The following is a 22,664-nucleotide window of genomic DNA, read 5'->3' on the forward strand; positions in this document are numbered from 1 at the left end:
TTCTTCGGGGTCAGAGATCGAGTTCCAGGTAGTTGCCGCGGCAGCGTGATACGCAGATCAGCAAGGTTTCCCCGCTGGCCCGCTCGGTGTCGGAAAGCACATGGTCGAAGTGCTCCGGCTCGCCGGCGCAGACGCGTGTCTCGCAGGTCCTGCATATCCCGGCGCGGCAGGCGTAGGGAGGCTCCAGGCCCTGTTCCTCGAGGACTTCGAGGATGCTCTGGTGGCTTTCGACGCGCAGGCTCAGGGCGCTGCGGCGCAACTCCAGGCGGAAGGCGTCGGTGCCGCCGGACGAGGACGCCGGCGCTACTGGAGCGTCGAAGCGTTCGAAGTGCAGGCGTTCCGCGCAGCCGCTCCCGGCGTCGCGGATGGCCTGCATCAACCCGTCGGGTCCGCAGCAATAGAGTTCTTCGTCGGCACCTAGGCCGGCGATCAGCGCGGTACTGTCGAGTGGGTCACCTTCGTCGCTGCAATGCAGCCGCGTCCGTTCGCCACCGAGCGTCATCAGTTCGGCGAGGAAGGCTGCGCGCTGGCGTTCGCGGACCGCATACAGTAGGCGCCAGTCCTTGCCCTGCGCCTGGCACCAGCGAACCATCGAGAGAATCGGGGTGATGCCGATGCCGCCAGCGACGAAACAGTAGCGCGCGGCGTCTTCGCGCAGCATGAAGTGGTTGCGCGGTGCCGCCGCGTGCAGGCGGTCGCCCGTGCGCAGTTGGCGGTGGATGAAGCGGGCGCCGCCACGGCTGTCGTCGCCAAGGCCTATCGCCAGTTGGTAGCGCTGGCGTTCGCGGCAGTCGTTGAGCAGGGAGTAGTGGCGGATCAGGCCGTTGCCCAGGTGAAGCTCCAGATGCGCGCCGGGGGTGAAGGCCGGCAGCTCGGTGTCGTCCACGGCGGCCAGCTCGACCAGCACCACGTCGCGCGCAACAGCGCGGAAATCGGTGACTTGCAGGTGCAGGCGGGAGGAAGGCGATGCGCTCATTGTCGGGGGTTCCTTCGGCAGACATGCAGCGAGGCTAGCGCTCCTCCAGTGCCGGCCTGTCCCCCCAGAGGTGGACAGCGGGTTTACCGGCGTCCGTCGCGGTTGCTAACGTGTCGGTCGAGGCCTGGACAGGACCTGCCCTTCCTCACCCATTACAACAAGAACAACGATGCGTGCCCGCCACCATGATCAGCTTCTGGAATGCCCCGCCGGGGTCGCCGTCGGCGGACCTGCGCCCCTTCGTCGAGCTGGCCTGCGCCTTGGGTGGCGAAGGCTTCCCCGCCGCTCTGCTGGAAACCCTTGGCCATTGGGTTGCCGCCCGTCATTTCAACGTGCTGCGCATCGGTGCACCGCGCCCCGAACTGCTCCTGGCCGGCACTCGCCATCGCGACGCGCAACTAGTGTGGCGCTGCTGGCAGGCCTATTCGCGGTACTACCACAGCCATGACCCGCTGTTCCTGCGCATGCAGCGCCAGCGCCGCGGCCCGGTGCCGCTGCTGGGCCACCTGCTGGCCGAGGACATCGAGTTCGATGCTTACCGCGAGGCGATCTATCGGGACAATGGCCTGAGCGAGCGGCTGTCGAGCCTGCATTGGGACGAGGAAGGCCGGCCGCTGCTGTTCAATCTCTACCGGCACCGCGAGGACGGCTATTTCAGCGAGCGCGAGATCGCCGCCTTCGAGCAGTGGGTGCCGGCCCTGCTGCAACTGCTGAGGGGGCACCTGGCCTTGCGCCGGGGACGCAGCGCGACCGACGAGTGGCGGCTGGCGCTGTTGCACCGGGCGACGGACCTGACACCCCAGGAGCTGGCGGTCTGCCTGCACCTGCTGCGCGGGTTGAGCCATGCCGGTATCGCCGCCGAGCTGGGGCTCAAGGAAAGCACGGTGAAAACCTACCGCAACCGCGCCTTTGCCCGCCTGGACATCCATTTTCGCAGCCAGCTTTTCGCCCTGGTGCAGGGCTGAGGAGGGCCGGACGCCGCCTGTGGGGCGGTTCCGGAGAGAGGGGTCAGGCGGCTCGGCAGGCTCGCTGCAGGCGATGGAAGCTGCGGCTGAAGTAGACCAGGCCGTCGCCCTGTTCGAGGACCTGGATGTCCTCCAGCTCCAGCAACAGCACCGAGTGGGTGCCGATCTCCTGGACCTCGGCGATGCGTCCCTGCAGGTTGGCCAGGGCGCCGTGCAGCACCGGCAACCCGGCGAGGCCCTCGCGCCAGTCATGGAGGGCGAAGCGGCGTTCCATCGGGACCTCGGTCATGCCGGCGAAGTGGCGGGCCACCTCTTCGTGTTCGCCGCTGAGGACGTTCACGCAGAGTCGACCGTTGGCCTTGAACACCGTGTTCATCTCGCTGTTGCGGTTGATGCAGAGCATCAGCGTCGGCGGGCTGTCGGTGACCGAGCAGACCGCGGTGGCGGTGATCCCGCAGCGTCCGGCTGGGCCGTTGCTGGTGATCACGTTGACCGCCGCCGAAAGATGCGCCATGGCGTTGCGGAAGGCTTGCTGCCTGGGTTCGAGCTGGGACATGGGAATAACCTCCGGACGCGACGCGGGCGTCATTGGCGGATGCGATCGAGTACGTTGATGTCGTCCGGGTTGTGCAGGTGCGGCACGGTCCAGCCGTTCTCGTCGTAGTCGCCCATGCACTGCTCGACCATGCCGAGCATGCCCTTCATCGCGCCGCTGCCGACCGCCTGGCGCAGGGCCTGCATGCGGATCTCGTCCTGGCTGCCGGCGTAGTTGATCTCGTACAGCTCGTGGCGGCCGCCGAACTCGCTGCCGATGGCGTCCCAGAGCAGCTTGAGGATCTTGATCCGCTCCCGGTGGCCCATGCCGCCGGAGCCGCGGCAATAGGTGGAGAGGTACTTGTCGAGCTGCGGATTGTGCAGGTCGCGAACGCCGGAGGGCAGGTAGATCAGGCCGCTGGCGACCACCTGCTCGATGGTCTTCTTGATCTCCGGGTAGGCCTGCGGCGCCAGCACGCGGTAGGCCTGCAGGGCCTCGGCGCTGGGCAGGAAGGCGCCGCTGTGCCATTCGCTGGCGTTGCCGTACATGGCGTCGGTCAGCGACCAGAACAGGTTGCGCCAGGCCACCACTTCGCCGACCTGCGCCTGCACGCCGCGGAACTCCAGGGAGCCGGTGCATTGCAGGGCCTTGTAGAGGGCGCCGGTGATGAAGTCGAGCTTGACCGCCAGGCGGGTGCAGCCCTGCATCGGGAACAGCCGGCCGAAGCCGCCCTGGGGGAACCACTGCTTGCAGCGTTCGAAGTCGCGGTAGATCAGTACGTTCTCCCAGGGGATGAACACCTTGTCCATCACCAGGATCGCGTCGTTCTCGTCGAAACGGCTGGACAGCGGGTAGTCGAACGGCGATCCGGCGATGCCTGCCACCAGTTCGTAGGAGGGGCGGCAGATCAGCTTCATGCCGGGGGTGTTCATCGGCGCGATGAACATCAGGGCGAAGTCGGTGTTGTCGCCGAGCAGTTGCGCCGAACCCTGGCCGACGAAGTTGTAGTGGGTCAGCGCGGAATTCGTGGCGACCACCTTGGCGCCGCTGACGACGATGCCGCCGTCGACTTCCTCGTCCACCGAGATGAACACGTCCTTGACCTGGTCCACCGGCTTGTCGCGGTCGATCGGCGGGTTGACGATGGCATGGTTGAGGTACAGGCAGGCTTCCTGGATGCGCTTGTACCAGGTTTTCGCGTTGTCCTCGAAACGCCCGTAGAAGCCCGGGTTGGCGCCGAGGGCGCTGCCGAAGGCGGCCTTGTAGTCCGGGGTGCGGCCCATCCAGCCGTAGGTCAGCCGCGACCACTCGGCGATGGCGTCGCGCTGCTGGCGCAGTTCGTCGGCGCTGCGCGCGTAGCGGAAGAACTTGTGGGTATAGCCGCCGTTGCCGGTATCGGTCTCCCAGCAGAGCTTTTCCTTGCTCTGCGGATCGTGCAGGGCGTCGTAGAGCCGGGCCATGGAGGCGGCCGCGTTGCGGAAGGCGGGGTGGCTGGTGACGTCCTTGACGCGGTCGCCGTAGATGTAGATCTCACGGTCGTCGCGCAGGCTGGCGAGGTACTCCTCGCCGGTGAACGGACGGGTGGCAGAGGCACGGAAATCTTCGGGTTTCATCATCGTCTCCAGTCATTGTTGTTATCTGCGCGAGAGCGCCTGGAGGGGATGATGGGACGGGGGCGGAGCGAGCTGAATGGCTTTTCCGGGGAATGAATTGCACTTTCCATGGCCCCGCGTGACGCCCGGCGCCCGGCCGCGAAGGGCGGCCGGGTGGCGGCGCGTTCAGCTTTCGGCGGGCTGCCAGGCAATCTCCAGGCTTTCGCTGTTGGCCATGCGTTGCAGGTGATCGGCGACCACGTTCTGCATGTGGGCGAGGCTGTCCTCGTCGGGGCTGTTGAGAATCATCAGGACATGGTCGGGGTGGGCGAGCAGCTCGCAGTTGGAGTCGCCGAAGTCGATGAAGCCGCGCTCGGGAGTGAGTTCGACTTCGAACTTGTGGCCCCAGTGCTTGCACAGGCGATTGACGTAGCGTGCCGCCGATTCGGTACGGACATGGGAGGTGGAGCGGAACATGAAGCGAATCCTCTCGGTTGGGGATTTCCGATACTAACCTGCTGAGAGTCATTCTTATTCATCCATTTTGCAGGGGCTTTCGATAATCGCCCGGCAAATGGTCGGCCCTTGTCCGTGGGACAGGGCGAGCGCCCTACCGGAGCCGTCGGAAGTGTTTGCCGGATACGTCGGAAGGCGCTCTCTCTGGAGGGAGAGGGCGAACGCCAGCGGCTTCAGGCCAGCCCGCCGTTCTCCGGCAGCAACGCGCCGCCATCCACAACCAGGGTCTGCCCGGTGATGTAGCTCGCCTCGTCGGATGCGAGGAAGAGCATGGCTTGGGCGATGTCCAGCGGCTGGCCGACACGCCCGAGGGGGATGTGCGCGGCCAGCGCGGCGGCGTCGCCGAGGCTGCCCAGCGCCGGAGTCGCGACCAGGCCAGGCTCGACGCCGTTGACGGTGATGCCGTCGCCGGCCAGCTCCAGCGCGGCGGCGCGGATGAAACCGTTGACCCCGGCCTTGCTCGCCGCATAGTGCGAGAGCCCAGGGATCGCCGTGCGCGGGCCGGTCACCGAGGAGGTCACCAGGACGCGCCCGGCCACGCTGCGGCGCAGGGCGGGAAGGGCGGCCTGGGTCAGCCGGAAGCAGCTTTTCAGGTTCACCGCCAGGGTCCGTTCCAGGGTGCCTTCGTCCAGTTCCGCGAGGGCGCACTGGGGAAAGGCAGCGGCGTTGTGCAGGAGGATGTCCAACTGGCCGAAGCGCTCCAGGGTCGCGCTCACCGCTCGTCTCGCGGCGTCGTGCTCGCTCAGGTCGACGGCCAGCAGTTCGGCCGTGCCTCCGCCCAGGCGGATCGCCTCCAGGACGGCCTGGCCGCGGCTGGCGGTACGCGTCGCCAGCAGCACCCTGGCGCCTTCGGCGGCGAAGCATTCGGCGATGGCCCGGCCGATGCCCTGGCCGGCGCCGGTGACCAGCGCGACGCGGTTCTCCAAGCGCCTCACGATGGGCGCTCCAACAGTTCGCCCAGGCAATCGCGGAGCAGGCGGTTGTGCAGTTCGACGTCCTCCGCGCGGGTCGCCGGGCAGGTCAGCGCCATGTTGTGGAATGGCGTCAAGAGCACGCCGCGGTTGAGCAGGTAGAGATGCAGGCAGGCCTCGACCAGGCCGTTGCGTGCGTGGTGGGCCTCGCCGCCGTTGCGTGGGGCGTGGGTCATGAACAGGTACTCGACGCGCGCGCCGATGCGCGTCACGTGCCAGGGCAGGCGCAGTTCCTCGAGCGTCGCGCGGACGCCTGCCTCGAGCTGCGCGGCGAGCTGGAACATGTGCCGATAGGCGTCCTCCGTCATCACTTCGGCGAAGGTCGCGCGCATCGCCGCCAGTTGCAGCGCGTTGCCGGCCAGGGTGCCGCCAAAGCCGAAATGGTTGATCGCCTGCCCCGGTCGGAAGTGCGGCAGTACCGCCCAGATCCGCTCCGCCTGCGCCTGGCTGCATCCCCAGACGGCGCTGGGAATGCCGCCGGCGATGCATTTGCCGAGGACGAAGAAGTCCGGCTCGAGGCCATGCGTGCCGCTATAGCCGGCGGGACCGCAGGAGATGGTGTGGGTCTCGTCGATGATCAGCGCCACGTCGTGGCGGCGGGTCAGTTCGCGCAGGCCGGCGTGGAAGCCTTCGGCCGGCGGGACCATGCCGACGTTGGTCATGAAGGGTTCGGTGAGCACCGCGGCGACGTCGCCATGGGCGAGGGCGGCCTCCAGCGCGTCGAGGTCGTTGAATTCCACCAGGCGGGTGGTGGTGGCGTGGCGTACGCCATTGGGGTGAACGCCCGCGCGCGGAACCATGCGCCCGGCGGCGTCGAATTCCACCTGCGATTCGTCGACGCTGCCGTGGTAGTTGCAGTTGAACACCACCACCTTGTCGCGTCCGCTGAGCATCCGGCACAGGCGCAGGACGAAACGGTTGGCGTCGGTGGCCGAGGTGGTCACCTGCCAATAGGGCAGGCCGAAGCGCCGCGCCAGTTCGGCGCCGACCCACAGGCTGTCCTCGGTCGGCAGCATCAGGGTCGAGCCGCGCCGCGCCTGGCGGGCGATGGCGTCGGCCACCGCCGGTTGGGCGTGGCCGAACATGGCGCCGCTATCGCCGAGGGCGAAGTCGACGTACTGCTGGCCGTCGATGTCGGTGACGCGCGCGCCCTGGGCCTCCTTCACCAGCAGCGGGCAGTTGCCCGGCCACTGTTGCATCCAGTGCAACGGTGCGCCGTACAGCCAGTGGCGGCGGTTTTCCCGGTAGGCCTGGGCGGAGCGCGGATGCAGTTCATCGAAGCGTCGCAGCTCGTGCTTGAACAGCGCTTCGACGCGGGCCAGGTCGAGGCCGAAGGTGGTATCCATGGGCGTCCTCACAGGTCGTGGCGGGTCTGGTTGAGCACCTGGGCCAGGGCGCCGACCGGGAAGTTAACCGGGGTGGCGAAGTCGTCGTCCTGGTAGCCGAAGATCTTGCCGTCGGTGCGCCCGGCTTCCAGGTCGATCAGCAGCACGCCGAGAGTCGGCACGATCTTCTCGCGCCAGACGAACAGGTACAGGCGTTCGGCCAGTCGGTAGCAGTGGCAGCGGTCGGTATCGGCCAGCCCTCGCTCGGCGCCGCGCAGGCATTGCCAGGTGTAGAAGTCGGGATTGAGGTAGACGTGTTCGTAGGCCTCGCTGGCGCTGTAGACGTAGCGGTTGCGCAGGCCGACCAACTCGTCGCTGGGGACGTGCGGGCAGGCGCCGGGCTGCCACGGGCGGTCGAGGCTGCCATGCAGGAACTCGGCCTCGACGCCGGTCAGTTCCCGGCCGGCCAGGGCCCGGGAGAACAGACCCTGTTCGCAGGCCGTGCGGTCGGGCAGATGGCCGAGCACCGCGGTGAACGCCTGGTTGTCGAAGTCCAGCACCAGGCTGACCGAGACCGGCCGGCCGTTTTCCTGCTTGAGGAAATCCACCAGGTAAAGGTTCTCCCGCAGTGAACTGGCGCGGTAGTCCGACTCGCCGCTGGCACTGCCGTCGGCCAGGCGCCAGCGCAGGCGCTGCGAGTCGAAGGCATGTTCGATGACCCAGCCGTTGGCGAAGTGCAGGACCCGTTCGAGCCCGGCGAGATCGCCGCAGGCGGGAAGGACGTGGTTGTCCGGAGCGAAGCCGTCGGCCAGGGCGCCGACGGTGATCCATCCGGAATGCGAGTGGGCGGACATAGGGTTCTCCTCGTCGTGGGAAACCCATGCTGGCCTGTCTTCGAGTATCCCGATATCGACCGGATGGTTGATAGGTCGATATGCCACGGAAATAGCACGGAGCGGCGAAGGGAAAGTTATCGAAGATGAAGTATTAGATGGGTTTTCGTTTCTTCTTTTTTGGTTTTTTAGTTAATGGGTTCCTGTTCTTCTATAAGTATTTTCTGAATGTATTCTTATGTACCTATTGGTTGTTATCGGAAATGGACTACATATGTTTTCGTATGATTATTATTTTTAAATCCTGTCTTTCTTTCTAGTATTTGGGTCTGCGTTTATCAGGGCGCAATCTTCGGCTGTCGCGTAATGGTCGGAGGCGCTCTAGGCGGCCGTCCCGGTTGCGCGCAAAGGCTTGGCTACCTTGGCCGGTTCGTACTGCATCGGCTCTCCAGGGAGCAGCCAGGATGTTCCACAACTCCAAAGGAAATCAGATGAACAAGTTCAAACGTGCAATTCTTGCGCCCCTCGTTGCGTCGGGCACCCTTCTCGCGCTGATGTCCCCCGCGGCCCATGCGGTCGATGGGATCGTCAACTTCTCGGGCAACATCACCGACGTCGCGTGCGATATCAACGGCCAGGCGCCGGGTGCGGGCAACGTCACCAACGTCGACCTGGGTATCGTGGCGCCGACCCATTTCACCGCCGTCGGAACCAACTCCACTTTCCAGGAGTTCGACCTGGTCCTCTCCGGTGCCGGCTGCACCAATGACAAGAAGGTTTCCATCGCCTTCGACCCGGTCACCAACGTCGACCGCATCAGCGGCAACCTGATGCTGATGGGGCCGTCGAAAGCCAAGGGCGTGCAGATCCAGATCTTCAACAATTCGGCGGCCAACACCACGAAGATCCCGCTGGGCTTGGTCGAGGCCGCCCCGCAGAAGGCAACCATCGACAAGAACACGGCCACCCTGAAGTACAAGGCCTCCTATGTGTCCACCGAGAAGACCGTGATCGCGGGTACCGGCCTGTCCCATATCCGCTACCTCCTGGCGTACGAGTAAGCGGCGGTCGACGGACGAAGAGGTGAGGCCATGGCGCCGCTAATGCATCGTTTTCATTCTTTCGTGGCGGCAAGCGCCGTGGCCATCGCCCTGTGCGCCGGAACGGCTCATGCCGGGCTGATCGCACAGGGCACTCGTGTCGTCTTTCCGGCCAGCGAGCGCGAGGTCACCTTGCGGGTCAGCAATACGTCCGGCACTCCCGTGCTGGCGCAAGCCTGGATCGACGATGGCCGGCAGGACGTTCCCCCCGAGGAACTGCAGGTCCCCTTCAGCGTCACGCCGGCCGTGACGCGAGTGGACCCCAATGGCGGCGCCGTATTGCGCATCGCCTACCTGAAGGCCCCGTTGCCGACGGATCGCGAATCGCTGTTCTGGCTGAATATCCTGGAAGTTCCGCCCAGGGACGAAGACGAAAACAATGCATTGCAGTTTTCCTTTCGTTCGCGCTTCAAACTCTTCTTTCGACCCAGCCAGTTGAAGAGTGTCGATTCGGCTGCCGGGAAACTTCAATGGAAGTTTCTGGAGTCAGGGGGAGCAGGAAAAAAGACCGTAGTACAGGTAAATAATCCGACGCCTTACTACGTTTCGTTCGCCAGCGTCGAATTGATTGTCGATGGCCGTGTCATGTCCGTGGGAAAGGGAATGGTCGCGCCATTCTCGACGAAGGAGTTCGACTGGCAGGGAAATCCGAAGAACATGGAAGCCGCTTCCGTCAGATACGAAGTCATCAACGATTACGGTGGCCGCAATACCCTCGATAGGGCACTCGGCAAATAACCCCTCCGTTTCCCCGCTTTTTACTTACGGCCCGACATATGAGTGGCGATTTTAAAATCGCTGCAGGGATTACATATGCCCAAAGTTTCTCTTCATAGGTGCTTGTCCGCTCCCGCTTACGGTGGGCAGGTCGCCCTGTTGCGAATGGCGATACAGGGAGGGATCGCCGTTCGTTCCCTGCGATTCGCCTGTCTGCTGGCACTGTTTCCTTCGCTGTCCTCCTGCCAGTCCTGGTCCTCCGTCGGCGCCGCCGGCGTAGCCGGGGCGAAAGCGAAGGAGGCCAGGGCGGGAGCACCGGTGAAACAGCCGCAGGCGCCCGCGGTGGCCGTTGCGTCACCGGCCGGCGGGTTGGACGCACCGTCGCGGCGGATCGTCTTCGACGCGCAGATGCTGGCCCTGGGGCCGGGCGGACGCTCGATCGATACGTCGCGTTTCGAGCGCGGCGACGTCATCGAGCCAGGCCGCTATCGCCTCGACCTGCTGCTCAACAGCCGATGGCGCGGTGTCGAGGAAGTCGAGCTGCGCCGCCAGCCGGGGCGGGAAAGCGCGGTCTTCTGCTACGACCGGGGCCTGCTGGAGCGGGCGGGCATCGACCTGGAGAAGAGCGCGCGTGGCCAGGACCGTTCCTCGGCTCGCGATCCTCTGCCCGAAGGTTTGCACTGCGACCCGCTCGAGCGCTATGTGCCGGGGGCCCGGGTCAAGCTCGATATCGCCGAGCAGTCGGTCTATGTCTCGGTGCCCAGCTATTACCTGAGCCTGGATTCTTCGAAGACCTATGTCGATCCGGCGAGCTGGGACAGCGGCATTTCCGCCGCCTTGCTCAACTACAACAGCAATCTCCACGTCAGGGAAAACCACGGCAGGAGCGCCACCAGCGGCTATGCCGGGATGAACGCCGGCTTCAATTTCGGGCGGGCGCGCCTGCGCCACAACGGCACGGCCACCTGGTCGCGCCGCATGGGCAGCCATTACCAGCGCAGCGCAACCTATGTGCAGACCGACCTGCCGGCCTGGCGTGCGCAGTTATTGCTGGGGGAAAACTCCACCAGCAGCGAGTTCTTCGATGCGGTGTCCTTCCGTGGCGTGCAGCTTTCCAGCGATGACCGGATGCTGCCGGATTCGCTGCGCTACTACGCTCCGGTGGTCCGTGGGACCGCCAGTACCAATGCGCGGGTCTCGGTCTACCAGCGCGGCTACCTCATCTACGAAACCACGGTGGCACCCGGGGCGTTCGCTCTCGACGAACTGCAGACCGCCAGCTATGGCGGGGACCTGGAAGTGCGGGTGACCGAAGCCAGCGGGGAAGTCCGCAGTTTCATCGTGCCGTTCGCCACCACCGTACAACTGCTGCGCCCCGGGACCACGCGCTACAGCCTGACGGCCGGGCGGCTCAACGATCCCAGCCTGGAGCGTCGGCCGAACATGCTGCAGGGCGTCTACCAGCGCGGCCTGGGCAACGACGTCACCGCATACGCGGGCGGGGCCTTCACCGGCAGCTACATGTCCGGGTTGATGGGCGCGGCGCTGAACACGCCGGTGGGCGGATTCTCCGGTGACGTGACGCTGGCGCGTACCGAGGTTCCCGGCGACGACCGCCTTAGCGGCTCCAGCTACCGTCTCGCCTACAGCAAGAACCTGCCGAACACCGGCACCAACTTTTCGCTGCTCGCCTATCGTTACTCCACCGGTGGCTATCTCGGCCTGCGCGACGCGGCCTTCATGCAGGACCGGGTAGAGCGAGGCGAGCCGCTGGAGTCGTTCTCGCGCTTGCGCAACCGTCTCGACGCCAACATCAGCCAGCAACTGGGCAACGGCGGCAACCTGTACCTGAACGGCTCCTCGCAGCGCTACTGGAGCGGCGGCGGGCGGGCGGTCAACTTCTCGGTCGGCTACAGCAACCAGTGGCGCGACGTCAGCTACTCCATTTCCGCGCAACGCCTGCGCAGCCACTACGAAGGCTTTTCCAGCGGTGACAGGCGCGGCGAGACCAGCACGCTGTTCAGCCTGAACCTGTCCATTCCGCTCGGCGGCGCGGGACGCGGGTCGCCGACCCTGAGCAGCTACCTGACCCGCGACAGCAACAGCGGAACCCAGCTCACCAGCGGGGTTTCCGGCATGCTGGGCAAGCGTGGCGAGGCCTCCTACTCGCTGTCGGCCTCCCATGACCGCGACAGCCGGCAGACCTCGAAGAGCGCCAGCCTCGACTATCGACTGCCGCAGGTCGAACTCGGCTCCAGCCTCTCGCAGGGGCCGGGCTATCGGCAGTTGTCGCTCAAGGCCGCCGGCGGCCTGGTCGCGCACAGCGGCGGGATCACCGCGGCACAAACCCTGGGCGAGACGATCGGCCTGGTCCACGCGCCAAACGCCAGGGGCGCGGCTGCCGGCTACTCGGGAAGCCGGGTCGACCGCCACGGCTATGCGGTGATTCCCAACCTGCTGCCCTACCAGTTGAACAGCGTCGACCTCGACCCCAACGGCATGGCCGACGAGATCGAGCTGAGGTCCAGTTCGCGCAACGTGGCGCCCACCGCCGGAGCGGTGGTGCGCCTCGACTATCCGACGCGGGTAGCGAGGCCCTTGCTGGTGGATAGCCGGATGCCCAGCGGCGAGCCCCTGCCGTTCGCCGCGGAAGTGCTCGATGCCCACAGCGGGCAGTCGGTGGGCGCCGTCGGCCAGGGCAGCCGCCTGGTGCTGCGGGTCGAGCAGGATCGCGGCTCGGTTCGGGTGCGCTGGGGCAACGAGCCGCAGCAGCAGTGCCTGGTCGACTATGCGCTGGGCCCGCGCGAGACGACGCCTCCCGTCCTGCAACTGGCATGTCGCCCGGCGTCGGCCGCCGACCGGGAGCGCACGCTGTGACCGGCGTCGGCCTGGGCCGATGCGGCACGGCCTGGGTCCTGCTGGTGGCGCTGGTGGCCGATGCCTCCGCCTCGCTGTCCGTGATCGGGACCCGTTTCATCTATCCGGCGGGCGTTTCCGCGCTGACGATTCGCGTCGGTAACGTCGGGACGCGCCCGGCCCTGGTCCAGGCCTGGCTCGATCGCGGCGACGAGACGGCGGACCCGAGCGCTGTCACGGTGCCGTTCATCCTGTCGCCGCCGCTGTTGCGTATGGACCCGCAGGAGACCCAGGCGCTCCAGCTTCGCCATACCGGCGAGCCGCTGCCGGACGACCGGGAATCGCTGTTCTGGGTCAACCTGCTGGAGGTGCCGGGGCGGGAGGACGGCAGCGGCAACCTGCTGCTGGTGAGCTACCGCCTGCGGATGAAGCTCCTGTTCCGTCCGCAGGGTCTGGCCGGCGATCCGCGAGCCGCCGCGCGCCAGGTCGTCTGGCGCCTGCGTCCGGCGGTACGGCCGGGGCAGCGGGCGCTGCTGGAGGCGGACAACCGCAGTCCCTATCACGTTTCCCTGGTGCGCCTGGAGCTGGGCGAGGGCGACCTCGCCATGTCCCTCGGCAGCGTCACCTTGCCGCCTTTCGCCGTTACCCCGTTGAGTCTGCCGGCCGTGCCCGGCGAGGCGGCGCGGGTCCATTTCGATGCGGTGGGGGATGACGGCCAGATCGAGCGCGGCGACGCGCCGGCAGAGAGATACCCGTAGGAGTTCGGCAGGGCCCGGGGAGTTGGGCTCCTGCCGTAGCACGGCCCTGCGAATAGGTCGCGGGGTTTCACTGGAGGAAGGAAGCACATGAACAAATGCTATGCACTGGTCTGGAACGTATCCCAGGGCTGCTGGAACGTCGTCAGCGAAGGCAGTCGCAGGCGCGGCAAGCCCGCCGGCGCCAAGGCGGCGATCGCCTCCGCCCTGGCCCTGCTGGGCGCCACGGCCCTGGCTCCGGCCTATGCGCTGCCAAGCGGGGGAACGGTGGTCGGCGGGAGCGCGAACGGGGAGATACACCTGTCGGGCGGCAACAGCCTGTCGGTCAACCAGAAGGTCGACAAGCTGATCGCCAACTGGGATTCCTTCAGCGTTGCCGCCGGCGAGCGGGTGATCTTTAACCAGCCGAGCAGTAGCTCGATCGCCCTGAATCGGGTGATCGGCACCAAGGCCAGCGATATCCAGGGCCGGATCGATGCCAACGGCCAGGTCTTCCTGGTCAACCCCAACGGCGTGCTCTTCGGTCGCGGCGCCCAGGTCAATGTCGGCGGTCTGGTGGCTTCCACGCTGGACATCACGGATGCCGAGTTCAACGGCAACTCCTCCAGATACCGTTTCACGGGTCCCTCTACCAACGGTGTCCTCAACCACGGGGGCGCCATCACCGCGGCAGAAGGCGGCAGCATCGCCCTGCTGGGCGCGCAGGTCGACAACCGCGGGACGGTCCTGGCGCAGATGGGCGGTGTCGGGCTCGGCGCGGGCAGCGACCTGACGCTGAATTTCGACGGCAACAAGCTGCTCGACATCCGCGTCGACGCCGGGGTCGCCAATGCGCTGGCAAGCAACGGCGGCCTGCTCAAGGCCGACGGGGGGCGAGTCCTGATGGCGGCCAGGACCGCCAATGCGCTGCTCAACACGGTGGTGAACACCCAGGGTGCCATCGAGGCCCGCTCGCTGCGCGGCAAGAACGGGCGGATCGTGCTCGATGGCGGCCCGGACGGCAAGGTCATGGTGGGAGGCGCCTTGTCCGCCAATGCGCTGAACGGACCGGGGCACGGCGGCACGGTCGAGGTCCGGGGGCAGGCGGTGGAGGTGGCCCTGGGCACCCAGGTGAACACGCTCGCCAGCAATGGCCTCAACGGCACCTGGAAGATTGCTGCCGACAAGATCGACGTGCGCCCATCGGCGGTGTCGGATGGCGTCACCGTTCATGCCGACACCCTGTCGCGGAACCTGGCGAGCACCAATATCGAACTGGTTTCGACCAAGGGCGACCTGGACCTCGACGGCTCGGTGAGCTGGGCATCGGGCAACCGGCTGGGGCTGGGCTCCGCGGCCGACCTGACGCTGAATGGCAGGCTGAATGCCAGTGGCGCCAAGGCTGGGCTGGAGCTGAAGGCCGAAGGCGCTATCGATATCAATGACAAGATCGTTCTCGGCGGGGCTGGCAGCGCGCTGGCCATGGATGCCGGCGAAGGCCACCGGGTGAACGGCACGGCGTCGGTCTCCCTGGCCGGGGCCAACGCGACCTACGTCTCCGGCGGCTATTACTACACGGTGGTGCAGAACCTGGCGCAGTTGCAAGCGATCAACAAGAACCTGGACGGCCTGTACGTGCTCGGCGGCAATATCCTGGGCGGCAGCTATTACTGCACGGCACTGCAGTCCATCGGCGGGCCCGCCGGCGTCTTCAGCGGCACCCTGGACGGTCTCGGCAACAGCATCGGCAATCTCTCGATCAGCAACACCGGGCCGAATGTCGGGCTGTTCGCCCGCTCCTCGGGCACCCTGAGCAACCTGAAACTGAACAACCTGCGGGTATCCGATAACACCTACGGCTCCGGTCCGTCTTCGCTCGGCGCCCTGGTCGGGATCAACAGCGGGCGTATCGCCAACGTCAGCGCCAGCGGGGTCTCGGTCGTCGGCAGCCGACTGCGCTCCAACGCACTGGGCGGCCTGGTCGGGCGCAATATCAACGGGCAGATCACGAACGCATCCGTCAGCGGCGGCGTCACCGCTTATGCGGCGAGCACGGCGGTCGGCGGTCTGGTGGGGGAGAACTTCACCACCGCCTGGGGGCCGGAGGCGGTCATCGAGAACGCCCACAGCAACGTCCATGTGGCTGCACAGTCCACCGAGCGCAACAGCCTGGGCGGCGTCGGCGGCCTGGTCGGACTGAATGCGAAGGCCACGATCAGGGCGTCCGGCAGCCAGGGGAAGGTCGAGACCTACCGGCCCGGCCTGAACGTCGGCGGCCTGGTCGGCTACAACATGTTCGGCCACGTCTCCGATAGTAGCGCCAGCGGCCAGGTGGAGGCCGGCGGCGCGGGGAATACCGGCGGGCTGGTCGGCCTGAGTTCCGGCGGCGAGATATTCCGCTCGCAGGCGAGCGGGTCGGTGTACAGCAAGGGCGGCCTGGCGACCGGCGGGCTGATCGGCAAGGCAGAAGGCAACGGCATGCTCGGAAACCTGAAAGCCAGCGGCAGCGTCACGGACCAGGGCGGCGCGGATCTGGGCGGGCTGGTCGGCAACAATAGCCAGAGCGCCATCGAGACCGCCGAGGCGACGGGCAAGGTCAGCGGCGGCAGCAACAGTCGCGTCGGCGGGCTGATTGGACACAACCTCGGCGGTTCCGTCGCCCATGCGATCTCGCGCGGCGACGTGAGCGGCGGGTTCAACAGTCTGGTGGGCGGGCTCGTCGGCCACAACGGCGGCGAACTGGTCAACGTGGATGCCAGCGGCAGGGTCAGCGCCGCTGCGAGTGCGTCGGTTGGCGGCCTGGTCGGCAGCAACGCCGGTTCGATCCTGTCGGCGCGCAGCAGCAGTACCGTCAACGGCAGCGGGCGCAGCCGCATCGGCGGCCTGGTCGGCGAGAACCAGATCCAGGGACGCATCGTTTCGTCCATGTCGGAAGGCACCGTCAGTGGCGACTACTACGTCTCCATGGGCGGGCTGGCCGGCGTCAACCTGGGATCGATCGAGTACTCCGGCGTCAGCGGCAAGATCGACTTCAAGCCTCAGTCCCATTACGGCCAGATCTACGGTGCGCAGGTCGGCGAGAACCATGGGGTCCTGGGCGGCAACTACGTGATCGGCGAGGCGGCGCTCCTGCCGCCTGCCGGTATCGACTACGGCAACATCTGGTAAGGCCGGCAGGGGAGGTCCCTGGCGGACCTCCCTTCCCGGCCGGGGCCGCTCTCGCCTGGAGTGTGGCCCTCTTCCGCAGGCGCAATCTTGGAGAGTTCCATGAGCATGAGGTTATTTCCCGGCCGCGTTTCCCTGCGCCGCCGGCCTGGCGCGCAGGCTCGGCAGGCGCTCGTTCTCGGCCTCTGCTGCCTGACCGGCGGCCAGGCCTGGGCCCTGAACGAGGTCGCCCTGAACTGCTCGTTCGACAATGGCAAAGGCTTGCCCTGGCGTGTGGTGAACGAGCTGACCAGCGGCACGGCGAAAGGCACGGTGCTGTTCGCCAGGCCGGTGAGCCTGTTCCTGAACTACAAGCCCCAGGCTTCCCAGGAGGCGCATGAGCTGGTCATCGGGGGGAACTGGTCCGGGGTGGGCTATCCGGGGCCCTACGGCACGGTGGCGTCCGACATCAAAGGCATCGGCTATCGGATCTCGGTGGATGCCCAGGACGGCGTCAAGCGGGTGATTCCGGTCGACAACCAGCCCCATGCGCTGGACAAGCGAGTCACGAGCTTTTCCGGAAGCACGACCAGCGACTACCTACAGGAACTGGTCCTGACGGTCGACCCCGGCGAGTTGCCTGCCGGCGACCTGAAGGTAACCAGCGTATCCGGCAGCGCCACCCTGAATCTCTGGGCGGTGGACAGGCTGAAGGGCGAAGCGTCCATCGGCAGCGTCCTGGCGGTGCCTGCGGACAACTACCCCACCGGGGTTTGCCGAAAGCCCTATTCGCTGATCGGCCCGGCCTCCATCGGGATCGGCGGCGGTCCCCCGCCGCCGCCGATCCCGAAGAAATGCAAGGTCGAGGTGGGACGGGAAATCAACGTCAAACTGGGTAGCGTCGCGTTGAAGAACTTCCCGCGGGTCAACGACACCTCCACGGAGCGTTCCTTCGATATTTCTCTCAGCGAGTGTGCGGCGCTGGCCAAGCCGGAAATCGCTTTCCGCGACAAGTATGTCTCGGCGCAGCAAGCGGACCCGACGATCCTCAGCTTGAAGAGCGGCGGCGCGGCGGGGTTCGGCATCGTCGTGAAGAACGGCCTGGACCAGCAGCGGATACGTTTCGACGGCACGCCCTACCCGATGCGGCGTGTCGGCGACAGCGCCGACCTCCCGCTGAGTGCCGCCTACATCCGTATCGGCGCGGAGGGCGAATTGAAGGCCGGGGTCGCCGACGGCGCCGCCGAGTTCACGTTTACCTTCCCCTGAGCGGCGCCGCCGTTCTTTCCCCGGCGTTTCCCGCCCCGCCTCGGGAAGCGCCGTCGGCCGCTTTCGCGCCAGCCCTCGCGAAGGCTCGGCCCCTCACCTCCAGTGGTTGCAGATCGCCGAAGGCGCTCTGCATATCGCTCCGCTGCTCGTCCTGGGTCTCGTGCGCACATGCCATTCCCGCACGCGGAATACCGATATTGCGTATGGGCGAAGGCTTTCTGAGGGATATGCAAGTTTCCTCGGTAGGATTTCGCGCAAATAAAAGAACGCTATTTTCCAGGCGATAGTTTCAGCTTGTCACGGAACTCTTTTTTCAAATTTTTTGCTGCTCTGGCTTGTCCGTTTCGTATTTCATCGTTTTTCATAAGTGTCTACGTATACGTTTTTCGGGGGCTGTTTCAAGTGTCTTTGTTGTTAGTTTGCGAGGCGAAAAAATAGTAGTTTTACTATATTAAATATCGTCGGTTTCACTAGAAAATACACATGTTCACTTTGAACCGGGGCAGTGGCGTCGGCGGATTCCGGACCGCGCTTTCCTCCTTGCCGGCCGAGCGGCGGCCGCCTGCCTGCGGCAGGCATGACCGAGACCACAGGTTTCCTGGTAACGCTTTCGCCTGCCGTGTACCGCTTAAGGAGACGCAAGGATGTCCCTACATCGCATTCGCGTAATGGTTGCGGATGATCATCCCGCCATTTCGCTGGGTATTTCCTACGAACTGAGTCAGTGCGGTTCTTTGGAGATGCTCGGTCAAGTTTCCAATTCTACCGAGTTGATCGGCCGGCTCGACGAAGGCGACTGCGATGTCGTTATCGTCGACTATACGATGCCGGGCGGGAAATATGGCGATGGACTGGCATTGTTGTCATTGCTGCGACGACGTTATCCGCATCTGCAATTGGTCGTCTTTACCATGCTGAACAATCCGGGTCTTATCCGGGCCATTCTCAAGCAGGGTATCAATTGCATCCTCAGCAAGTCCGACTCGACCAGTCACCTGCTGGCGGCGGTGAGCGCGGCCTATTCGCGAAACCAGTATTTCTCGCCGTCGATCAGGGACATCTTCGTCAACCAGGTGCTTTCCTCGCACAACGAACGGCTGACGCCCCGGGAGGCGGAAATCGTCCGTCTGTTCGGCTCCGGACTGACCATCACCGAAATCGCCGAGCGCTCGCATCGCAGCGTGCAGACCATCAGTACGCAGAAGGTCAGTGCCATGAAGAAGCTCGGCATCAAGCGCGATGCCGACCTCATCAGGTATGCGGCCGAGGGCTATTGCCGGATGCCCTGACGGATCGGCCCGCTTCACCAGGGCAGCGGCTGGTTCCGATAATCGACGAAGCGACAGGCATTCACGCCCGCGGCATCCTCCACCGCCGCGACCAGTCCGGCGGCGCTTTCCTCGACGCTCAGCGGCGCGCTGTCGCCGCCCATTTCGGTACGCACCCAGCCGGGATGCAGGAGCAACAGGCTGAACGGCAACTCCTCGAACTCGCCCTCCCAGCTGCGTACCAGGCTGTTCAGCGCCGCCTTGCTGGCGCCGTAGAGCGGCATTGTGGCCGACAGGCCCAGCGCCAGGCTGGCCATCTGCGAACTCATGAACGCCACCACGCCACCCCGGCTAACCCGCCCGGACAGTGCCCTGGCCAGGCGCAGCGGCGCGATGGCGTTGGTCAGGAACAGCTGGGCGGTCTGCTCGGCGTCGATTTCCGCCACATCCTGTTGCTGCGGGCCGTAGATGCCGGCGTTGACGATCAGGCGATCGATCCGCCGCTCGCCCAGCGCCTCGCCGATGCGTTCGGCGCAGTCGCGTTGGTTGAGGTCGCCGGTCACCGCTTGCAAGCGCTCCCCGGCTCGCTCCGCCAGTGCCTGCAGCCCGGGAGAGCCTTGCGGTCGCCGGGCGACGGCGAATACCTGTGCGCCGCGTTGCAGGAAGGCATCCGCCAGTCCTAGGCCGATGCCGCGCGAGGCGCCGACGATCAGAACGTTGTGCATGAGGTTCTCCGGGCGATAAAGCGGACAGGATACCCAAGCGCGTCCCGCTGCGGTAACCGCCGCGGCGACCGGCCGCGGCGGCCTCGACCTTACCGCATGGCGCTGCCGCCCAGGCCGGCGAGGTACAGGTCGAGCAGGCGGTCGTCGAACTCCGGCTCGCGCACGGCGCTCCCGCGCAGGTGTTCCTCGACGTTGGTGCAGTCCCAGAGATAGGTATCCTGGTACAACTCGACGGTGCTGCGGCCGGCGTACATGTTGTCGCGGAACATACTCAGCAGGGGATAGAGCGGGGCGTCGCGATTGTCTTCCCAGAGACTTACCCAGTCGTCGAACGGCATCTGCCGGAGGGGACGCCCGGCGCGTCGCCCGAGACGGTCGAAGAACTCGTCCAGGGTCAGGCAGCGCGGAATGCTCGGCACCAGGTTGAATTTCTTGCCCAGCGCCGAAGGCTGGCGGGCGATGACGCTGATCGCCTCTACCATGTAGTCCACCGTGGTCAGGCCCTCGCGCAGCTCGCGCAGGAGCGGCACGGCCCGGTACTCCAGGCAGGTCCGCGCCAGCCGGCTCCACCACTGGTAGTCGGCATGGGCGCCGGTACGGCTGTGGCAGGTGGCGTAGCCGAGGCGGAAGGTCATCAGCGGCAGGCCGCGTTCGGCGGCGAGGTCGGCGATCTTTTCCATCACCCATTTGCTGCGCACGTAGCCCATGTCGGTGACCACCGCCGGCAGGTTCTGGTCGATGTCGTCGTCCTCGCGCATCAGGCGCTTGCCGGTATGCAGGTGGCCCCAGCTGTACACCGAGATGCTCGACAGCAGCATCAGCGGCTTGCAGCGGCCGCTGGCGCAGAAGCGCAGGACCTGGCCGAGCCCCTCGACGTTGTCGCGCTTCATGTAGCTGTATGGCTGGATGAAGTTCACCGCGCTGGCGGAATGGAAGACCTGGTCGACGCTGCCGGCCAGCTCGCGGTAGGTTTCCGCCGGTAGTCCGAAACCTGGTTCTGCGAGGTCGGCGGCGTAGGCCCTGACCCGTCGCCAGTCCGACTCGGCGAGTTCGATGCGGTGCTGCCGGGCGGCCTGGCGCAGGCGTTCGAGGGCGTGGGCGTCGTTTTGCGCACGGACCGGACAATGCAGGTCGGCCTCGCGGCTGGCCAGCAGCTCGGCGAGCAGGTGGGCGCCCATCAGCCCGCTGGCGCCGGTGAGCAGGATGTGCCGTGGCGCGAGCAATTGGGCGGTGTCCATGGGCCGGCTGAAATCCACGTCGGCGGGCAGGCGCACGTCCCGTTGCAGCTCCTGGGCCGGTTCGCTGTCCAGCGCCGGCGGCGCTTCGCCGGCGCGCCGCGCCAGGCTGGCCGCCAGTTGGCGCACGCTCGGGGTGCGGTAGATGTCGTGGATGTAGGCACGGTTGCCGAAGCGTCGGCTCAGTTCGCGCACCAGGGCGGCGGCCAGCAGGGAATGGCCGCCGACCTCGAAGAAGCTGTCGTCCAGGCCGAAGTCGGTATGCCCCAGCACTTCCTGCCAGGCCAGAGCCACTTGCAGTTCGCCGGGAGTGCCGAAGCGTTGCTCGTCGAGTCGTTCCTGGCATTGTTCCTCCAGGCGTCGACGCAGGGCCTGGCGGTCGATCTTGCCGTTGACCGTGGTCGGCAGGCTGTCCAGCGACAGATAGCGGCTGGGCAGCATGTAGTCGGGCAGTTCCTGGCGCAGGGCGGTCTTGATGGCGGCGAGCACGGCCCTGGCATCGCCGCCCCGCTGGCGGGGGACCACGAAGGCGCTCAATTGCTGGCTACCGCAGCGTGGGTCGGCATGCGCCAGCACCACCGCGCCATGGATCGCCGGCTGGCGCAGCAGCGCGGCTTCGACGTCGCCGAGTTCGACGCGGTGGCCGCGGATCTTCACCTGATCGTCCAGCCGACCGAGGAACTGCAGGCTGCCGTCGGCCAGCCAGCGGGCCTTGTCGCCGGTACGATAGAGCCGGCGCCGCAGTGCCTGCGAGTAGTGGAAGCGCCTGGCGGTCATGTCCGGGTCGCGCAGGTATTCGCGCGCCAGGCAGACGCCCGCCAGGTTCAGCTCGCCGGGCCGGTCGCCATGGCAAGGCCGGTCGTCGGCGTCGAGAATGAATGCCTCGCAACCGTCGATGGGCGTGCCGATCGAGGCGGGCCGCCGATGAGCTTCGGCGTCGACGATGCGGCAGGTGGCGAAGACCGTGGCTTCGGTCGGGCCGTAGTAATCCACCACGGTATAGGGCAGCCCGCCGGTTGCGACCGGCGGCAGTTTTTCCCCGGCGCAGAACAGGTAGCGCAGCGCCAGCGACGGCGGAGCGGGTTGCTCCACCAGCGCAGGGACCATCACGGTAGGCGCGAAGGCATGGCTGATCCGCTGCTCGGCGAAGAATGCCAGCAGCGCCGCCGGGGCCGGGCGCACCTCGTCGGGCACCAGGTGGAGGCAGGCGCCTGCGCACAGGGTGGACCAGATTTCCCATTGGCAAACGTCGAAGCCGACGCCGGCCATCAGGGTGGTGCGGCTCCGTTGGTCCATCTCGAAGCGCCGGTTGTGCCAGTCCACGAGGTTGCTCAGGGAGCGGCTCTCGATCACCACGCCCTTGGGTTCGCCGGTGGTGCCCGAGGTGAATATCACATACAGCGCTTCGCTGCCGTCGAGCGCCGGCCTCGGCGCGGCACCCGCCGCGCTCGTCGCGAGCACCTGTGCGATGACCTCCACCGGTTGCCCCGGCAGGTCCTCGGCCTGGGTGGCGAGGGCCACGGGGGCCTGGCACTGGCGGAGGATTTCCTGCTTGCGCCTGTCGGGTTGCCGACGGTCCACCGGTACGTAGGCCGCTGCGCACTTGGCGGCCGCCAGGATGGCGATGACCAGTTCGGCCGAGCGTTCGGCCAGCAGGGGCAGCCGCTCGCCCCGGGCGACGCCGCGCCTGGCCAGGTGGGCGGCCAGCCGGTCGCTGAGTCGGTCGAGTTCGCGGTAGCTGAACGAGCGCTCGCGATCGACGAGGGCGGGGCGTTCGGGATGGGTATCTGCGTGTTGCCTGAATAAGCCAAGAACAGAATCTTTCGACATGGCTGAGACTCCTGTCTTGCCGGTTGAAAAGACGTTATCCGTGGTTTTTCAGCGTATCGAGCGGGGACCAGGG

The 22,664-nt window shown here is 66.3% G+C and carries 17 protein-coding genes; 8 read left to right on the plus strand and 9 right to left on the minus strand.

Annotation, left to right across the window (positions count from 1 at the left end):
• Nucleotides 1-10: 10 nt before the first annotated feature.
• Nucleotides 11-976, minus strand: a complete 966-nt coding sequence (locus tag HMPREF2924_RS16610; RefSeq protein ID WP_003132330.1) for a PDR/VanB family oxidoreductase — start codon at nt 974-976, stop codon at nt 11-13.
• 173 nt (nt 977-1,149) lie between these two features.
• Here HMPREF2924_RS16610 and HMPREF2924_RS16615 point away from each other — a divergent pair, with 173 nt between their 5' ends.
• Nucleotides 1,150-1,941 (plus strand): helix-turn-helix transcriptional regulator, encoded by a 792-nt coding sequence (locus HMPREF2924_RS16615; RefSeq protein ID WP_223218622.1) that lies wholly within the window; start codon nt 1,150-1,152, stop codon nt 1,939-1,941.
• Nucleotides 1,942-1,984: 43 nt separating this feature from the next.
• On the opposite strand, the gene hpaC is transcribed toward HMPREF2924_RS16615, so the two are convergent.
• The 6 genes from hpaC to HMPREF2924_RS16645 form a co-directional block, all read right to left on the minus strand.
• Entirely contained in the window at nt 1,985-2,497 is a 513-nt protein-coding gene (hpaC, locus tag HMPREF2924_RS16620) for a 4-hydroxyphenylacetate 3-monooxygenase, reductase component (RefSeq protein WP_003093392.1), read from the minus strand.
• Between the two features lie 29 nt (nt 2,498-2,526).
• A complete protein-coding gene (gene hpaB / locus HMPREF2924_RS16625; protein WP_003111030.1) occupies nt 2,527-4,089 on the minus strand; it encodes a 4-hydroxyphenylacetate 3-monooxygenase, oxygenase component in 1,563 nt (520 codons plus the stop codon).
• Between the two features lie 165 nt (nt 4,090-4,254).
• On the minus strand, nt 4,255-4,545 hold the full coding sequence (locus tag HMPREF2924_RS16630; RefSeq protein WP_003093387.1) for a DUF2218 domain-containing protein: 291 nt from the start codon (nt 4,543-4,545) through the stop codon (nt 4,255-4,257).
• 212 nt (nt 4,546-4,757) lie between these two features.
• On the minus strand, nt 4,758-5,519 hold the full coding sequence (locus HMPREF2924_RS16635; RefSeq protein WP_003132331.1) for an SDR family oxidoreductase: 762 nt from the start codon (nt 5,517-5,519) through the stop codon (nt 4,758-4,760).
• Entirely contained in the window at nt 5,516-6,901 is a 1,386-nt protein-coding gene (locus HMPREF2924_RS16640) for an aspartate aminotransferase family protein (RefSeq protein WP_023094514.1), read from the minus strand. The genes HMPREF2924_RS16635 and HMPREF2924_RS16640 overlap by 4 nt, the downstream gene beginning before the upstream one ends.
• An 8-nt stretch (nt 6,902-6,909) precedes the next feature.
• Nucleotides 6,910-7,734, minus strand: coding sequence for a molybdenum cofactor biosynthesis F family protein (locus HMPREF2924_RS16645; RefSeq protein WP_003111033.1), 825 nt, complete (start codon nt 7,732-7,734; stop codon nt 6,910-6,912).
• Between the two features lie 470 nt (nt 7,735-8,204).
• Here HMPREF2924_RS16645 and HMPREF2924_RS16650 point away from each other — a divergent pair, with 470 nt between their 5' ends.
• The 7 genes from HMPREF2924_RS16650 (at nt 8,205) to HMPREF2924_RS16680 (ending at nt 18,822) form a co-directional block, all read left to right on the plus strand.
• Complete coding sequence (locus HMPREF2924_RS16650) at nt 8,205-8,774, plus strand: fimbrial protein (protein WP_003132345.1); 570 nt, start codon at nt 8,205-8,207, stop codon at nt 8,772-8,774.
• A gap of 30 nt (nt 8,775-8,804) precedes the next feature.
• Nucleotides 8,805-9,551, plus strand: a complete 747-nt coding sequence (gene cupB2, locus HMPREF2924_RS16655; RefSeq protein ID WP_003093375.1) for a molecular chaperone CupB2 — start codon at nt 8,805-8,807, stop codon at nt 9,549-9,551.
• Nucleotides 9,552-9,872: 321 nt separating this feature from the next.
• A complete protein-coding gene (gene cupB3 / locus HMPREF2924_RS16660) occupies nt 9,873-12,407 on the plus strand; it encodes a fimbrial biogenesis outer membrane usher protein CupB3 (protein ID WP_003132348.1) in 2,535 nt (844 codons plus the stop codon).
• Nucleotides 12,404-13,144: a fimbrial biogenesis chaperone gene (locus tag HMPREF2924_RS16665; protein ID WP_003132349.1), complete on the plus strand. Its 741-nt coding sequence runs from the start codon at nt 12,404-12,406 to the stop codon at nt 13,142-13,144. Before cupB3 ends, HMPREF2924_RS16665 begins: the two co-directional genes overlap by 4 nt.
• Nucleotides 13,145-13,231: 87 nt before the next feature.
• Nucleotides 13,232-16,288, plus strand: coding sequence for a two-partner secretion domain-containing protein (locus HMPREF2924_RS16670; protein ID WP_003132350.1), 3,057 nt, complete (start codon nt 13,232-13,234; stop codon nt 16,286-16,288).
• A 99-nt stretch (nt 16,289-16,387) separates the two neighbouring features.
• The gene (locus HMPREF2924_RS16675; protein WP_023094517.1) at nt 16,388-17,533 is read left to right on the plus strand and encodes a fimbrial protein; all 1,146 of its coding nucleotides are present in this window, start codon (nt 16,388-16,390) and stop codon (nt 17,531-17,533) included.
• A 644-nt stretch (nt 17,534-18,177) separates the two neighbouring features.
• Nucleotides 18,178-18,822: a response regulator gene (locus HMPREF2924_RS16680; RefSeq protein ID WP_003093364.1), complete on the plus strand. Its 645-nt coding sequence runs from the start codon at nt 18,178-18,180 to the stop codon at nt 18,820-18,822.
• 14 nt (nt 18,823-18,836) lie between these two features.
• Here HMPREF2924_RS16680 and HMPREF2924_RS16685 read toward each other — a convergent pair whose 3' ends face one another.
• Both HMPREF2924_RS16685 and HMPREF2924_RS16690 read right to left on the minus strand, forming a co-directional pair.
• Nucleotides 18,837-19,526, minus strand: a complete 690-nt coding sequence (locus HMPREF2924_RS16685; RefSeq protein WP_003093362.1) for an SDR family oxidoreductase — start codon at nt 19,524-19,526, stop codon at nt 18,837-18,839.
• A gap of 89 nt (nt 19,527-19,615) precedes the next feature.
• Nucleotides 19,616-22,591, minus strand: coding sequence for a thioester reductase domain-containing protein (locus HMPREF2924_RS16690; RefSeq protein WP_003132373.1), 2,976 nt, complete (start codon nt 22,589-22,591; stop codon nt 19,616-19,618).
• Between the last annotated feature and the right edge of the window lie 73 nt (nt 22,592-22,664).

The organism is Pseudomonas sp. HMSC063H08 (genome assembly GCF_001813645.1).
GTDB classification, from domain to species: domain Bacteria; phylum Pseudomonadota; class Gammaproteobacteria; order Pseudomonadales; family Pseudomonadaceae; genus Pseudomonas; species Pseudomonas aeruginosa.